General features: G+C 70.9%; 14 protein-coding genes. All 14 read right to left on the reverse strand.

Translation table 11 applies throughout. From position 1 onward, the window contains the following. Position 1 precedes the first annotated feature (1 nt). Positions 2-271, reverse strand: coding sequence for a flagellar biosynthetic protein FliQ (locus M3U25_RS19835; RefSeq protein WP_010343869.1), 270 nt, complete (start codon positions 269-271; stop codon positions 2-4). A 4-nt stretch (positions 272-275) separates the two neighbouring features. Next, positions 276-1106, reverse strand: coding sequence for a flagellar type III secretion system pore protein FliP (fliP, locus tag M3U25_RS19840; protein ID WP_160947163.1), 831 nt, complete (start codon positions 1104-1106; stop codon positions 276-278). A 2-nt stretch (positions 1107-1108) separates the two neighbouring features. Next, complete coding sequence (gene fliO / locus M3U25_RS19845) at positions 1109-1525, reverse strand: flagellar biosynthetic protein FliO (protein WP_184502590.1); 417 nt, start codon at positions 1523-1525, stop codon at positions 1109-1111. Between the two features lie 8 nt (positions 1526-1533). Then, positions 1534-1809 (reverse strand): flagellar motor switch protein FliN, encoded by a 276-nt coding sequence (gene fliN / locus M3U25_RS19850; RefSeq protein WP_223875781.1) that lies wholly within the window; start codon positions 1807-1809, stop codon positions 1534-1536. A 59-nt stretch (positions 1810-1868) separates the two neighbouring features. Continuing rightward, positions 1869-2876: a flagellar motor switch protein FliM gene (gene fliM, locus M3U25_RS19855; protein ID WP_019796142.1), complete on the reverse strand. Its 1008-nt coding sequence runs from the start codon at positions 2874-2876 to the stop codon at positions 1869-1871. A 12-nt stretch (positions 2877-2888) separates the two neighbouring features. Further along, a complete protein-coding gene (locus M3U25_RS19860) occupies positions 2889-3407 on the reverse strand; it encodes a flagellar basal body-associated FliL family protein (RefSeq protein ID WP_242158469.1) in 519 nt (172 codons plus the stop codon). Between the two features lie 249 nt (positions 3408-3656). Then, positions 3657-4961, reverse strand: coding sequence for a flagellar hook-length control protein FliK (locus M3U25_RS19865; protein WP_355503632.1), 1305 nt, complete (start codon positions 4959-4961; stop codon positions 3657-3659). Beyond that, positions 4958-5419 (reverse strand): flagellar export protein FliJ, encoded by a 462-nt coding sequence (gene fliJ / locus M3U25_RS19870; protein ID WP_160947166.1) that lies wholly within the window; start codon positions 5417-5419, stop codon positions 4958-4960. The genes M3U25_RS19865 and fliJ overlap by 4 nt, the downstream gene beginning before the upstream one ends. Before the next feature lie 3 nt (positions 5420-5422). Continuing rightward, a complete protein-coding gene (locus M3U25_RS19875) occupies positions 5423-6799 on the reverse strand; it encodes a FliI/YscN family ATPase (protein WP_184502432.1) in 1377 nt (458 codons plus the stop codon). Beyond that, the gene (locus M3U25_RS19880; protein ID WP_355503629.1) at positions 6796-7419 is read right to left on the reverse strand and encodes a FliH/SctL family protein; all 624 of its coding nucleotides are present in this window, start codon (positions 7417-7419) and stop codon (positions 6796-6798) included. The genes M3U25_RS19875 and M3U25_RS19880 overlap by 4 nt, the downstream gene beginning before the upstream one ends. Continuing rightward, complete coding sequence (fliG, locus tag M3U25_RS19885; protein WP_242158483.1) at positions 7416-8405, reverse strand: flagellar motor switch protein FliG; 990 nt, start codon at positions 8403-8405, stop codon at positions 7416-7418. Before fliG ends, M3U25_RS19880 begins: the two co-directional genes overlap by 4 nt. Before the next feature lie 10 nt (positions 8406-8415). Further along, on the reverse strand, positions 8416-10137 hold the full coding sequence (gene fliF / locus M3U25_RS19890) for a flagellar basal-body MS-ring/collar protein FliF (RefSeq protein ID WP_355503627.1): 1722 nt from the start codon (positions 10135-10137) through the stop codon (positions 8416-8418). Positions 10138-10149: 12 nt separating this feature from the next. Next, positions 10150-10512, reverse strand: coding sequence for a flagellar hook-basal body complex protein FliE (fliE, locus tag M3U25_RS19895; RefSeq protein ID WP_355503625.1), 363 nt, complete (start codon positions 10510-10512; stop codon positions 10150-10152). A gap of 254 nt (positions 10513-10766) precedes the next feature. After that, a complete protein-coding gene (locus tag M3U25_RS19900; protein ID WP_355503623.1) occupies positions 10767-14291 on the reverse strand; it encodes a glycosyltransferase in 3525 nt (1174 codons plus the stop codon). Between the last annotated feature and the right edge of the window lie 23 nt (positions 14292-14314).

Genomic DNA, 14314 nt, shown 5'->3' on the forward strand with positions numbered 1-14314 from the left:
GCTACCCAATCAAATGCGGAATACGCTGAAACAGCATCGTCGTGTACTCCACCAGATGCGCCAGCAACATACTCCCCGTCGCGAACAACATCGCCGTCAACGCCACCACCTTCGCGATGAACGCAATCGTCGGCTCATTGAGCTGCGTGGCCGCCTGGAACACACCGATCACCACACCCACCGCCAACATCGCCAGCAACAACGGCCCGGCCACCCACAACACCGTGATCAGCCCACCGCGCAACTCCGTCAACGCCAGTTCCGGACTCATCGCCTCAGACCCCGTTGAAACTGGCGGCCAACGTGCCGACCGTCAGCACCCAGCCATCGACCAGCACGAACAGCAGGATCTTGAACGGCGCCGAGATCAGCATCGGCGACATCATCATCATGCCCATCGACATCAGCACGCTGGCCACCACCAGATCGATGATCACGAAAGGAATGAAGATCAAAAAGCCGATCTCGAACGCCGTCTTCAGCTCGCTGGTGACGAACGAGGCCACCAGCACCTGGAACGGCACCGCGTCCGGGCTGCTGTAGGTGCCGTTGCCGGCCATGCCGGCGAAGGTCATCAGGTCGGTCTCGCGCACCTGCGCCAGCATGAAGGCGCGCAGCGGCTGCGTGGTCAGCGTCCACGCCGTCTGGAAATCGATCTGGCCGTTGAGATACGGGCTCATGCCCTGGCCCCAGGCCTTTTCCCACACCGGCATCATCACCAGCGCGGTCAGGAACAGCGCCAGGCCCATCAGCACCTGGTTGGACGGGGTCTGGCCGGTCCCCAGCGCCTGCCGCAGCAGGCCCAGCACGATGGTGATGCGGGTGAAGGCGGTCAGCACCAGCAGCATCGACGGCAGCAGGGTGATGGCCGTCATCAGCAGCAGGGTCTGCAGCGGCAGGCTCACCGGCTGCGCGCCGATCTTGCCGACGTTGACCTCGGGCAGCGAGGGCAGGGTGGGCGCGGCGTTCTGCGGGTTCTGCGCGGTCGGGGTGGCGGCCGGCGCCGTGTTGGCCTGCGCCCAGGCGAACGCGGGCAGCAGGCTCAGCGTCAGCAGGATCAGCAGCAGGCGCAGGCGGCGGGCGTTGCGGTTCCAGAAAAACGGCATGGTCATTTGTCCTTGCGCAGCTTCTGCGCCAGAAGCTGGGCGAAATCGGGAAGCTGCTTGAACTGCTTGATCGAGGGCAGGGTCGGCGCGGGTGCCTGCGGCAGCGGCTCGGGCAACTGATGCAAGGTGCGTACCCCGCCGGGCGACACGCCCAGCAGCAGTTGTTCGCCGTTGACCTCGACCACCACCACCCGCTCCTTGGCGCCGACCGCCAGGCTGGCGACCACGCGCAGGCCCTGGGCCGGGCGGAAGCCGCTGCCGGGCAGGCGCTTGAGCACCCAGGCCATGGCCAGGATCAGCCCCAGCACCAGCAGCAGCGCGAACACCGCGCCGAGCAGGCTGGGCGCCGACGGCGCCGCGTTGCCGACGCTCGCGCCGTGCTTGGCGGTCTGCGTTGCGGTCTGCGCGGCGACGGCCAGCAGCAGGTTCACCGCAGTCTCCGGATGCGTTCGCTGGGGCTGACCACGTCGGTCAGGCGCACGCCGAAGCGGTCGTTGATGGTCACCACCTCGCCATGCGCGATCAGGGTGCCGTTGACGTACACGTCCAGCGGCTCGCCGGCGCCGCGCTCCAGTTCCACCACCGAGCCCTGGTTGAGCTGCAGCAGGTTGCGGATCGGGATGCGGCTGCGGCCCACTTCCAGCGACAGCGTCACCGGCACGTCCAGGATCACGTCCAGGTTCAGGTCGTTGGACTCGGCCATGGCGTCCGGCTGCAGGCTGTCGAACTGGGCCGGCGCCGGCTGGGTGGGATCGGTCTGGGTCATGGCAGGTCTTCCTGGAGAGCGGGGCGGCGGCGCAGCGCGCCGGGGGGATGGGTGGCGGTGATCTTCACCGCGTTCTGGCCGTGCGAAATGCCGAACTCGCCGGTGAACACCGGGATGTTCTCCACGCACAGCGGCACCTGCTTGGGCAGGTCGATCGGCAGCACGTCGCCGATCTTCAGCCGGGTCAACTCGCGCAGGCTCATCTGCTTTTGCGCCAGCACGCTGGAAATGGTGACCTCCGAGCCGAACAGCTGCTCGCGCAGCATGATGTTCCAGCTCTCGTCGCGGTCCACACGGTCGCTCTGGATGCCGGCGTCGAGCAGTTCGCGGATCGGCTCCAGCATCGAATACGGCAGGGTCACGTGGATCTCGCCGCCGCCGCCTTCCAGCTCCACGTGGAAGCGGCTGACCACCACGTACTCACGCGGGGTGACGATGTTGGCGAAGTGCGGGTTGACCTCGGAGTTGAGGTACTCGAACTCCACCTCCATCACCGGCGCCCAGGCTTCGGCCAGGTCGGCGAAGGTCTGCTTGAGCATCAGCTGGATGACCCGCATCTCGGTCGGGGTGAACTCGCGGCCCTCGATGCGGGTGGGGTAGCGGCCGTCGCCGCCGAAGAAGTTGTCGACCACGGTGAACACCAGGGTCGGCTCGAACACGATCAGGCCGGTGCCGCGCAGCGGCTTGAACTTGATCAGGTTCAGGTTGCTCGGCACGTACAGCGAGTGCATGTAGTCGTTGAACTTGATCAGGTCGATGCCGCGCACCGACAGGTCGGCCGAGCGCCGGATCAGGTTGAACAGGCCGATCCGCCACAGGCGCGCGAAGCGCTCGTTGACCATCTCCAGGGTCGGCATGCGCCCGCGGATGATCCGGTCCTGGCTGGAGAAGTCGTAGTTGCGCGCTTCACCCGGCTCGGCGGGCGCCGGCTCGGTGTCCACCACGCCGGCGTCGACGCCATGCAATAGCGCATCGATCTCGTCTTGGGAGAGCAGGTCGGTCATCGCGGCAGCGCCTTACTGGGTAACGAAGCTGGTGAACAGCAGTTCTTCCACGCACTTCTTGCCGGTCTCGGCGGTCATCAGCTTCTGCGCGTCGGCCAGCGCCGCGGCCTGCAGCTTCTTGCGCCCGTCGATGTTGGCGATGTCGGCCGCCTGCACCTGCGAGAACAGCATCAGCAGGTGCGCGCGGATCGCCGGGGCGTTCTCGGTGATCAGCTTCAGCTCTTCCGGGTCGCGGGTCATCAGCTGCACTTCCAGCTGCAGGTAGTGCGGGCCGTCTTCGGCGCCGCCATTGAGGTTGACCACGAACGCCGGGTCCATCGCGAAGTACTGCGCCGGCTTGGGGATCTCGGCGGTCTTCTCCTCGGCCTTGGCGTGGCCGCCGCCTTCGGGCTTCTTCAGGAAGAAGAACGCGCCGGCGCCGCCGCCGCCCAGGACCAGCACGGCCGCGACGACGATGATCAGCATCTTCTTCGACTTGCCGCCTTCCGGGGCGTCCTTGGCGTCTTTCTTGGATTTGTCGGCGGCTGACACAGTACAGGCTCCTGAAGGGGGTCTGCCCCTGAGGATGCAATCGCCGTGCCGAAACCGGGCGCCTGGCGCGCCGGGTGTTTGACGGTGTCGCCGCGTGCGCTGCGGGCGATGGCCGAGACCGTTGCGGGAGAAGGGATCGGGGCAGTGAGGGCTGCAGCCCCGACGCGTTTTGCAAGCAGCGCGTCGGGGCTGGAAGCGGGTCCCGGAGCGGACATCACGCCGCCCGGGAAGGCGGCAGTGCCGCCAGGATCAGGCGTAGGCGTCGAGCAGGCCGCGCTGGCGCAGCACCATCGCCGGAATCCCGACGCTGCCGGAGAGGTCGTCGGCGAGCTCGCCGCCGCTGCGGCTGCCGCCCTGCGGCGTGCCCTGCGCATTGGCCTGCTGTTGCTGCGGCTGCTGCTGGCCGACGTCGGCCTGGCCGAGCTGGAAGCCGTGCTGGCCGAGCATGTCGCGCAGGCGCGGCAAGCTGTTCTCCAGGGCCTGGCGCACGTCGGCCTGGTTGCTGCTGAAGCTGGCGTTGACCTGGTCGCCGGTCATGTGCAGGCGCACCTCGACCGGGCCGAGCTCGGCCGGATTGAGCTTGATGTGGGCGTGGCCGATCTTCTGGTCGGCCAGCCAACTGATGCGCGCGCCCAGTTCCTCGTCGAACTGGTTGCCGTGCAGGTTCGGGGTCGGCGTCGGCGAGCCGCTGAACGGCTGCGGATCGGCCAGCCGCGTTGCGGCGTGCAGCGGGGTCGCCGCCGCGGTCGGCGCGATCGCGCTGGGATCGGCGGCGGGCGCGGCGTCGCCGCCGTCGCCGCTCTTGCCGCCGGCCGCCGCGGCAATGGCGGCCAGTGCCGCCAGCGGAGCCGCGGTCTCGGCGCCGCCGGCCTTGTCGCCCGCGCCGGCCTGCGCCAGCAGCATCGCGCCGAAGCCGCCGGCGGCGGACGCCGGGGCGGTCCCGGCGGTGCCGGCCGTGGCCGCATTCGGATCGGTGGCGCCGGCCGCGGTCTGCGGCAGGGCATCACCGCCGCCGAGCAGGGCGGCCGCGCCGCTGGCCACGGCACCGGCAACGCCGACGGCCAGCCCGGCCGCCGCGCCCAGCGAGGTCGCCGTGGCCGCCGGCAGCACCGCCGCGCCGATCGCCGGCAGCAGGCCCAGGCCGATCCCGGCCAGCCCGGCCGGCGGCCAGGCGCTCTCGTCCGGCTTGGCGTCGTCGCGCTTGTCCTCGGTCTTGCCCTTGTCCTTGCCCGAGGCCTTGGTCTCGGTGCTGCTCTTTTCGGTGTCCTGGGCGACCTTGTCGCCGGCCTGCGCGGTGCGCGCGGGATCGCTGGCGGCGTCGTCGGCGGCAGCCGGGCGCTTGTCCGCCTGGTCCTTGTCGGCGGGCTGCACCGGCTTGGCCGTCTCGCGGGCGGCCGGCTTGGGCGCGGTGGTGCGCGCCGAGCCGCCGCCGCCGAGCAGCTTGGCGAAGTCCTTGTCCTTGCCGCCGCTGCGGTCAAGGCCCTGGGTGTCGTGACCGCCGCCGATCTGGCTGGCGCGGCCGCTGCCGCCCAGCGCGGAAAGCGCGTTGTTCATCGTCCGTCTCCGTTCTCGTGTTCGTCGGCGGTGGCGGCCAGGCGCGCGCGGCGCGCGCCGAGGTCGTCCATCTCGCGCTGGCTGCGGCGGTCGTCGACCTTGCGTTCCTGCGCGCGGTAGCTGGCCGCGAGCTGTTCCAGCACCTGCTTGTCGCGGCTGGCCAGCAGCAGCCGGCTGCGCTCCATCTCCACCTTCTCGCGGTTGCGGTCCACGGTCTGGCACTGCTGCTGCACCGCGCTCTCCAGCCGGTCCAGGAAGGCGCGGCGGTTGGCCAGCTGCGCCAGGCTGGTCGCGGCCATCTGGCTGTTGGCGTACTCCTCGGCGTAGCGGCGCAGTTCCTCCAGCCGCGACTCGTGGGTGGCCAGGGCGCGTTGGCGCTCGGCGAGATCGCGGGCGACCTCGTCTTCGTGCTGCTGGGCGCGGCGGAGCAGGGGATCGAGACGTTGCGATTGCATCATGGCTTAGTTCTCGCGGTCGACCAGCCGCTTCAGGGCGGCCTGGCTGTGGGGCAGATCTGCGGCTTTGGCGACGTCCTGTCCGAGGAATTCCATGATCTCCGGCCAGCGCTCCAGCGCTTCGTCCACGGCCGGATCGTTGCCGCGCTGGTAGGCGCCGATGGTGATCAGGTCGCGGTTGGCCGAGTACGCCGCCACCAGCCGCTTCAGCGAACGGATGCGCAGGCGCCACGGCTCGTCGGCGATGTCCTGGACCACGCGGCTGACCGAGGACTCGACGTCGATGGCCGGGTACAGCCCGCTGTCGGCGACGCGCCGCGACAGCAGGATGTGGCCGTCGAGGATGGCGCGGGCGGCGTCGGCGATCGGGTCCTGCGGGTCGTCGCCTTCGGTGAGCACGGTGTAGAAGGCGGTGATCGAGCCGCGGCCCTTGGCGCCGTTGCCGGCGCGTTCGACCAGCGCCGGCAGCTTGGCGAACACCGACGGCGGATAGCCGCGGGTGGTCGGCGGCTCGCCCACCGACAGGCCGATCTCGCGCTGGGCCTGGGCGAAGCGGGTCAGCGAGTCCATCAGCAGCAGCACGTTCAGGCCCTGGTCGCGGAACCACTCGGCGATGGCGGTGGCGCGGTAGGCGCCGTGCAGGCGCGCCAGCGGCGGGCGGTCGGCCGGGGCGGCGACCACCACGGCGCGGCGCAGGCCTTCCTCGCCCAGGGTGGTCTCGACGAAGTCGCGCACTTCGCGGCCGCGTTCGCCGATCAGCCCGACCACGATCACGTCGGCGGCGGTGTAGCGGGTCATCATGCCCAGCAGGGTGGACTTGCCGACGCCGGAGCCGGCGAACAGGCCCACGCGCTGGCCGCGGCCGATCGGCAGCAGCGCGTTGATCGCGCGCACGCCCACGTCCAGCGGGGTGGTGATCGGTTCGCGCGCCAGCGGGTTGATCGACACGCCGGCCATGCCCACCGAGCCTTCGGCGCGGATCGGGCCCTTGCCGTCCAGCGGCACGCCGTCCGAATCGATGACCCGGCCGAGCAGGCCTTCGCCCACTTCCACGCCGCCGCGGCGGTGCAGCGGCACCACCCGCGCGTTGGGCAGCAGGCCGTGGGTTTCGGCGCTGGGCATCAGCGAGGTGCGGTCGCCGGAGAAGCCGACCACTTCGGCATCGACCCAGCCGCCGTCGACCTCGACCTTGCAGGTGGCGCCCATCGGCGCCTCGCAGCCGACCGCTTCCAGGGTCAGGCCGACCGCGCGGCGCAGGATGCCTTCGCGGATCAGCCCGCGGCCGGCGGCCGCGTCCAGATCGAGCCGGCCCAGGCGGCCGGCCAGGCGCAGGTTGCGCGCATCCAGCCAGTCGCCGGGATGGGTGCCGGACAGGGCGCTCACAGGCCTGCTCCGGACTTGCGCATCACCGTTTCCAGGGCCGCGCGCAGGCGCGCCTCCAGGGTGCCGTCGATGCGCACGGATTCGGCGTGCACGCGCAGGTCGCCGCGGCTCAGGCTCAGGTCCGGCACCAGCCGGATGCCTTGGTCCATCATCGTCAGCAGCGGGGTCAGCGCGGCGATGTCGTCCGGGTGCAGGCGCACCTCGACGTCGCGGCGCGCGCCGCCGACCGCGTCCAGCGCCTCGGCGACCAGTTCCGACAGCAGCACCGGGTCGGCCTGGTAGGCGCGGCCGACCAGGCTGCCGGCGATGCGCACGGCCAGTTCGCCGAGCGCGCCGACCACTTCGTTCTCCAGCCGCGCCAGCGGCCGCGAGAAGTTGTCCAGGATGCCTTCGATCTGCGCGGTCAGGCGGCGGATCTCGGCCTGGCCCTGGGCCAGGCCCTCGGCATGGCCGCGCTCGAAGCCTTCGTGCTGGGCCGCGGCCTCGATCGCCTGGATCTCCTCCAGGCTCGGCGGACGCAGCACCGGCTCGTCCGGCAGGGCGTCCTCGTACGACTGCGCCGCCTGCGGGGGCGGGGCATCGAGTTCCGGCGCCAGCCAGCGCACCACGTTGCCGTTCATACCATGGCCTCCGCACCGCTGCCGCCCAGGGTGATCACGCCTTCATCGGCCAGGCGGCGCACGATCGCCAGGATCTCCTTCTGCGCCGCTTCCACGTCGGACAGGCGCACCGGACCGCGCGCTTCCATGTCTTCGAGCAGGATCTCGGCGGCGCGCTGGGACATGTTCTTGGTGATCTTGTCGCGCACCTTGATGTCGGCGCCGCGCAGGGCCAGGCCGAGGCGGTCGCCGCTGACTTCGCGCAGCATGGTCTGCAGGGCGCGGTCGTCCAGTTCCACCAGGTTGTCGAACACGAACATCAGGTCCTGGATGCGGCTGCCCAGGTCGGCGTCGATCTTGCTGATCGCCGACAGCACGCCCTGGTCCGAGCCGCTGTCGAGGAAGTTGAGGATGTTGGCCGCGACCTTGACCCCGCCGACGTTGGACGACTTCAGGTTCTGGTTGCCGGAGAACTGCCGCTCCATGATCTCGTTGAGCTCGTTGAGCGCGTGCGGCGGGATGCCGTCGAGGGTGGCGATGCGCATCAGCACGTCGGCGCGGGTGCGCTCGGGCAGCAGCTTCAGCGCCTCGGCGGCCTGGTCGCTGTCCAGGTGCGCCATCACGATGGCGATGATCTGCGGATGCTCGTTGCGCACCAGGTCGGCGATGGAGCGCGGGTCCATCCACTTCAGGGTGTCCAGGCCGGTGGTGTTGCGGCCCAGCAGGATGCGGTCGATCAGGCTGCCGGCCTTGTCGGCGCCCAGCGCCTGCACCAGCACGTTGCGGATGTAGTCGTCGGCGCCCACGCCCAGCGAGGTCTTGCTGCCCAGCTCGGCGTTGAACTCTTCCATGACCTTCTCGACCTGGTCGCGCGAGATGCCGCTCAGCGTCGCCATGGCGATGCCGATCTTCTGCACCTCCTTGGGGTCCATGTGCTTGAGCACCTCGGCCGCGTCGGCTTCGCCGAGCGACAGCAGCAGCACGGCGGCGCGCTGGGTGCCATTCATTGCGTTCGCATCAGGCTTCACTGGCGACCCATCCCTTCACGACCTGCGCCACGCGCTTGGAATCCTGTTTGACCGCTTCGCGGGCCTGGCGCAACCGTTCCTCGTACGCGTCGGGCAGGGCGATGGCGGGGTTGCCGCCAGTGCCGCCGCTGAGGCTGGCGGTGTCCTCGCCCAGCGACGGCAGCAGCGGGTTGTCGTCGTCGAGCATGGACAGCTTGGCATCGCGCGGCTCGCCGCCTTCGCGGTCGTGGCCAACGGCCGCGGCCGGCGCCGGACCGGCGATCTGGCGCAGCGCCGGGCGCAGCACGCCGAACAGCAGCGCCAGCACCACCGCCGCACCCAGCAGCAGGCGCGCGCCGTTCATCACCCGCGGATCTTCCCACCAACCGGGCTTGTCGGCCGCTTCCGGGGCCTGGCGGACGAACGGGGCGTTCATCACCGAGACGGTGTCGCCGCGTTCGGCGTTGAAGCCCACCGCCTGCTTGACCAGGCCTTCGATGCGGGTCAGCTCGGCGGCGCTGAGCGCCTGTTCGGTCATCTTGCCCTTGGCGCCCGGACGCATCACGTGGTCCACCAGCACCGCCACCGACACGCGCTTGATGCGGCCGGCCGGCTGCCGGGTGTGCTGCAGGGTGCGGTCCAGCTCGTAGTTGCGGGTGGCGCTCTTGGAGCTCTCGGTCGGCGTCGCGGCGGCGGCCTGCTGGGTGCCGGCCGTGCCCGGGGCGGGCGGGGCGCCGGTCGCGCCCGGCTGGCCTGGCGCGCTGCCCGGCGAGTTGCTGGTCGCGCCGGGCGCGCCCTGCGGGCCGCCGGTGCTGGTGCTGCTGTCGCTGACCTGCTCGCTGCGCAGCTTCGGCGGGTCGCCGTTGTACAGCTCGCGCGCTTCCTCGACCACCGAGAAGTCCATGTCCACGTTCACTTCCGGATTGACCCGGCCCGGGCCGGTCATCGGCTCCAGCAGTTCGCGGATGCGCTGGTTGTAGGCGCTTTCCTGGCGCCGCACTTGGTCGAACTGGGCGGCATTGAGCGCCGCGTCGCTGTTGGGGTCGGCGATGGTCAGCATGCGCCCGCTCTGGTCGACCACGGTGACGCGGTCCGGCGACAGGTCGGGGATGCTGGAGGCGACCATGTTGACGATCGCATCGACCTGGTTGCGTTCCAGGGTGGTGCCGCCGCGCAGTTCCAGCACCACCGAGGCGCTGGCGGCCTCGCGCTGGCGGGTGAACGCGCTCGGCTTGGGGATGGCCAGGTGCACCCGCGCCTCGCGCACCGGGCGCAGGCTGGCGATGGTGCGCGCCAGTTCGGTTTCCAGGGCGTGCTGGTAGCGCGCGTTCTCCACGAACTGGCTGACCCCGAAGCCGGGATCCTTCTCCATCACCTCGAAGCCCATGTTGCCGTTGTCGGTCAGGCCGGAGCCGGCCAGCTTCAGCCGCGCGTCGTACAGCTTGTCCTCCGGCACGGTGATCGCGCCTGTGGCCGGGTCGAGCTTGAACGGGATCTGCGCGGTGCGCAGCAGGTCGGTGGCCTCGGCCGTGCCTTTCTCGTCCAGGCCTGTGTAGAGCGGGGTGTAGGCCGGCTTCTGCGACCAGAAGAACACGAACAGGCCGGCCGCCACGGCCACCGCAATCATCGCCATCAGGCCGATGCGACGGGTGATCTGCAGGCTCTGCAGGCGGTCGAACCAGGCGCCTGCCTTTTCGTTGCTGAACGTCTCTTTGCTGATCGCAAGCGCCATCGTCTTCTACCCTTACAGCGGCATGTTCATCACGTCCTGGTACGCCTGGACGAGTCGGTTGCGGACTTCCACGGTAGCGCGAAACGCCACCTGGGACTGTTGCGCGGCCAGCATCACCTTGGCCAGATCCGCGCTGGGGTCGCCCAGTTCGAAGGCCTTGGCGAGGTTGCCGGACTTCTGCTGGGCGTCGTTCACGCCGCCGATCGCGTTGCGCAGGGTCTCGGTGAAACTCGGACCCTGCACGCCCTGGTTGCCGGTCAGGCCTTCGATCGCATTGCTGCGGCCGACATCGCCCACCCGCGTCTGCGCCGCCTGGCCGACCTGGCCTTGGTAGCTGCGGATCTGCGAAAGAATGGAGCTGATGGAGTCGCTCATACGGTGAAGTCCCTGCCGGGAGACGGCTTGCCCGTATGCAATGCAAGCGGTGTGCCGAAACTGCATTCACCTGTGGCGGCGCTCACCAGCGCGGTGCGGGCGGGGAGGCTGGGCGGCGGTGACGGGTTCCCGGCGCCGGCAGCGTGGCCGGCGCAACGTGGGGGGCGGCGAGGTGTCGGCGGGTTGACGCTGTGCGCCGCGTCACGGTCGGGTGCCAGCGGTGCGGCGATCCTGGGTCGGCGCGGGCGGCTGTCTCAGTCCGGCAGCCAGGCCGCGCGCCACTCCTCCAGGTTGTCGCCCTGCAGCAGCCAGTCGCGCTGCACCGCTGTGCGTAGGGCGGTGCCGGCCGCCATCCGCGCGTCGGCGTCGGCCAGGTGCGCGCGGATCGCGTTCACCCAGTCGCGGAAGCGGTTCTTGACCAGGGTGACGGGCAGTCCGCCGTCGCGGTAGGGCGGCAGGTCGCTGGCCACCACCGGATAGCCGCAGGCGCCGTACTCGAGCAGGCGCAGGTTGCTCTTGCAGCGGTTGAACAGGTTGTCTTCCAGCGGCGCCAGCGCCAGGTCCAGCCTCAGCGCGGCCAGCGCCTGCGGATAGCGGGCGAAATCCACGCCGTCGTGCACCTCATGCACATGCCGGCGCAGCCGCGCCGGGCACAGGCCCATGAACACCCAGTGCACCTCGCCGGCCAGCGCCTGCACTACGTCGGCGATCAGCTCCAGATCGCCGGTGTGGCTGAGCCCGCCGGCCCAGCCGACCCGCGGCTTGGTCGCGGCAGACGCCGCCGGTGCCGGCAGTGCGCCCCACAGTTGCGGTTCCAGGCGGTTGCGCACCACGCGGATGTCGCCGTGCAGGCCGGCCAGCGCTTCGGCCAGGTCCGGGGTGGAGACGGTGACCCGGTCCACCAGCGTGGCGGCGCGCCGCAGCGAGCGCAGCACGTCCTTGGGCATCTGCTCGCGGTGCGCGCTCTTGAGCGGCAGATTGGGCAGGTAATCGTCCAGTTCGTAGACCATGAAGGCATTGCCGAACCGGCGCATGCGCTCCATCCGCGCCAGTTCCGCATCGCCGACCCGGCGCTGCAGTACCACCACGTCGGCGCCGATGCGCTGCAGTTCCACCGGGTCGAGCAGGCGCGCGTAGTACAGGCCGTCGATCTGCGCGGCCGCGGCCAGCGCCTGGAACGGCTGGATCACCCGGTACTGGCCGCTGCCGAAGGTGTCGCCCGGATGCGCCAGGACCCTGGGCAGCGGCTTCCACGACAGCGGCTGCCAGGAGAACTCGGACTCGGTCAGCTGGAAGCCGCCGGGCTGGTCCAGGCCCAGGCTGGGCGAGTAGGCCGGGTCGTGCGCCAGCGCCGGCAGCCAGCGCTGCAGCAGGGCCTCGTCGGCCGCCTCGCTGCGCGTGGCCGGGGCCGGCTGCAGCAGCAGCGCCTGCGGCGTCCACACGGTCCAGGCGCCGGCCGCCGCGGCGCGCAGGCACAGATCCACGTCGGCGCCGCCGGCGGCGAAGCCGGCCGCGTCGAAGCCGGACAGGTGTTCGAACAGCGCTCGCCGCACCAGCAGGCACTGCGCCGACACCGCACTGTAGCGATGCGCGACCTGCAGCCGGCCCATGTAGCCGGGCTGGGCCATCGCCTCGCCGGCGAAGGCGTGGCCGGCGCCGGCCAGCAGCCCCGGCAGCAGGCCGGCATGGGTGATGCGGCCATCGGCGGACACACCCTTGGCGCCGACGATGCCGACCTCCGGCCGCTGCGCGTGGTTCATCAGCGCGTGCAGCCAGCCGTCCTGCACCGCGGCGCTGTCGGCATCCAGGAACAACAGGTACTCGCCCTGCGCCTGGGTGGCGGCGAGGTTGTGCGCCTCGGCTTGCGAGACCCGCTGTTCCAGTGCGAACACGCGGATGCGGCCGTTGCCCAGTTCGGCCACGGCCTGCATCCACGCGGTGATCTCGGGTGCGTGGCTGGCGTTGTCCACCAGCAACAGTTCGTAGGCGGGGTAGGCGGTCTGTTCGAGCAGGCTGACCACCGCGCGCTGCAGCGCCGGCAGGTTGTCCTGCGCCAGCAGCACGATCGAGACCGGCGGCTGCGCGGGGTGGCCGTAGTCGATGCGGAACAGGCCGCCGGGCAGCGGCTCGACCGCGGCCTGCGGATAGCCGCGGGCCTGCAGGTGCGCGGCGATCGCGCGCTGACGCGCCTGTCCGCCGGCCTCGGCGCTGGCCGGTGCGGCGAGCAGCAGCGGCTCGGGCAGGTGCGCGATGCCGTCGCCGCCGTCACGCAGGAACAGGCGCAGGATCAGCTCGAGTTCGCTGGCACCGTCGTAGGCCGGATCGAAGCCGCCCAACGCCTGCACCGCGGCGCGGCGGAACACCCAGTGCCCAGCGGTGGCCAGCGGATTGCCCAGCAGCAGGTCCAGGTCCGGATCGGGCCGCAGCAGCGGCGCCAGGGTGTCCGCGTCCACCGCCAGCCATTCGTCCGCATACAGCGCGTTGCATTGCGGCTGCTGCGCCAGTTCCAGCAGCAGCCGCAGCAGGCCGCCGGCGTAGAACCGGCTGCCGGCCGCTACGCGCAGGCACCAGTCGCTGGCCGGCGCGGCGTCCAGGGCGGCATGCAGGGCCGCCGCATCGGCCTCGGGCGCCAGCGGCGGCAGGATCCGGACCCGCGGATCCGGCCACGCGGCGAGGGGCGCATCGCCCAGCACCAGCGCCTGCACCTGCGCGAACGGCGCGCCCTCCAGCAACAGGCTGTCCAGGGTCGCCGCCAGCGCGGTGCGATCGGAGCCACGCGCGTCGATCAGCACGGCCAGCCGCGGTGCGCCGCCGAGTGCGGCCAGGCGCGCCTCGAGCAGGGCGCGTTGCGCCGGCGTCACCGTCCGCCGCGCCTGCCAGTCGCGCAAGGCACTTTGCACGCAGACGCGCGCGTAGGCGTCCTGGATCGCCTGCAGCAGGTCGACCGGCGCGCCAGCGCCGCCGCCCAGCGGCCTCACCGTGACCTGGCGGACGTCGCCATCGCCGTGGTACCAGCCCATCGCGCGCACGCCCTGGCGGAAGTTGGCGTGGCCCTGGTCGCCGATGCCGGGCTGGTCGCGGCCGACCTGGCTGTATTGCTCCTCCGACACGCGGAACCGGGTCAGCGGTCGCGCCAGCAGGGCCAGGTGGCCGCGGTGCAGCAGCTTGGCGTACAGCGCCAGGTCGCCGACCCAGTTGATCACCTTGCCGGCCAGCGTCATCAGCTCGTCGCCGATCTCCAGCAGGTCGCTGCGCCGGCACAGCACGCAACTGGGTTCGCCGACGAAGTTGATGGTGTGGTCGGCCAGGAACGACAGCAGTTCCGGCCCGTCCAGCAGCACGTCGCCGGCGAACGGGAAGGCAGTGGCCGGGATGTCCTCCAGCGGCGCGCCGTGGCTGTCGATGCGCTGCCGTCGCGAGGAGGCCAGCAGCACGTCCGGCGCCGATTGCATCGCTGCGACCAGCGCGGCCACGCAGTCCGGCGCCAGCACATCGTCGTCGTGCAGGAACTTCACGTACTCGCCCTGGGCCAGGGCGATGCCGCGCGCGGTGCTGCCGAGTTCGCCGTATCGCTCCGGATTGCGGTGGTAGCGGATCGGGAACGGGGCCGTGGCGGCGCGGCGTTCCACCACCTCGGCGATCGCCTCGGTGGGGTTGTCGTCGCAGATGACCAGTTCCAGCGCCGGATAGGTCTGGGCCAGCACGCTGTCGAGCGCCTGCTCGAAGTAGCGCAGCTTGTAGGCCGGCATGACCACGCTGACCAGGGGCGGGTGGGGCATGAACGATGGACCGTGTCGGAAAA

Origin of the sequence: Xanthomonas sp. PPL134 (assembly GCF_040595915.1) — a bacterium.
In the GTDB taxonomy this organism is placed as follows: Bacteria; Pseudomonadota; Gammaproteobacteria; order Xanthomonadales; family Xanthomonadaceae; genus Xanthomonas_A; species Xanthomonas_A indica.

Coding starts and splice junctions, on each gene's coding strand:
- fliE (WP_355503625.1), bottom strand. CDS start 10,512: ATGAGCGACTCCATCAGCTCCATTCTTTCGCAGATCCGCAGCTACCAA.
- M3U25_RS19880 (WP_355503629.1), bottom strand. CDS start 7,419: ATGAACGGCAACGTGGTGCGCTGGCTGGCGCCGGAACTCGATGCCCCG.
- M3U25_RS19865 (WP_355503632.1), bottom strand. CDS start 4,961: ATGAACAACGCGCTTTCCGCGCTGGGCGGCAGCGGCCGCGCCAGCCAG.
- fliN (WP_223875781.1), bottom strand. CDS start 1,809: ATGGCCGAGTCCAACGACCTGAACCTGGACGTGATCCTGGACGTGCCG.
- M3U25_RS19900 (WP_355503623.1), bottom strand. CDS start 14,291: ATGCCCCACCCGCCCCTGGTCAGCGTGGTCATGCCGGCCTACAAGCTG.
- fliJ (WP_160947166.1), bottom strand. CDS start 5,419: ATGATGCAATCGCAACGTCTCGATCCCCTGCTCCGCCGCGCCCAGCAG.
- fliM (WP_019796142.1), bottom strand. CDS start 2,876: ATGACCGACCTGCTCTCCCAAGACGAGATCGATGCGCTATTGCATGGC.
- fliF (WP_355503627.1), bottom strand. CDS start 10,137: ATGGCGCTTGCGATCAGCAAAGAGACGTTCAGCAACGAAAAGGCAGGC.
- M3U25_RS19835 (WP_010343869.1), bottom strand. CDS start 271: ATGAGTCCGGAACTGGCGTTGACGGAGTTGCGCGGTGGGCTGATCACG.
- fliG (WP_242158483.1), bottom strand. CDS start 8,405: ATGAATGGCACCCAGCGCGCCGCCGTGCTGCTGCTGTCGCTCGGCGAA.
- fliP (WP_160947163.1), bottom strand. CDS start 1,106: ATGCCGTTTTTCTGGAACCGCAACGCCCGCCGCCTGCGCCTGCTGCTG.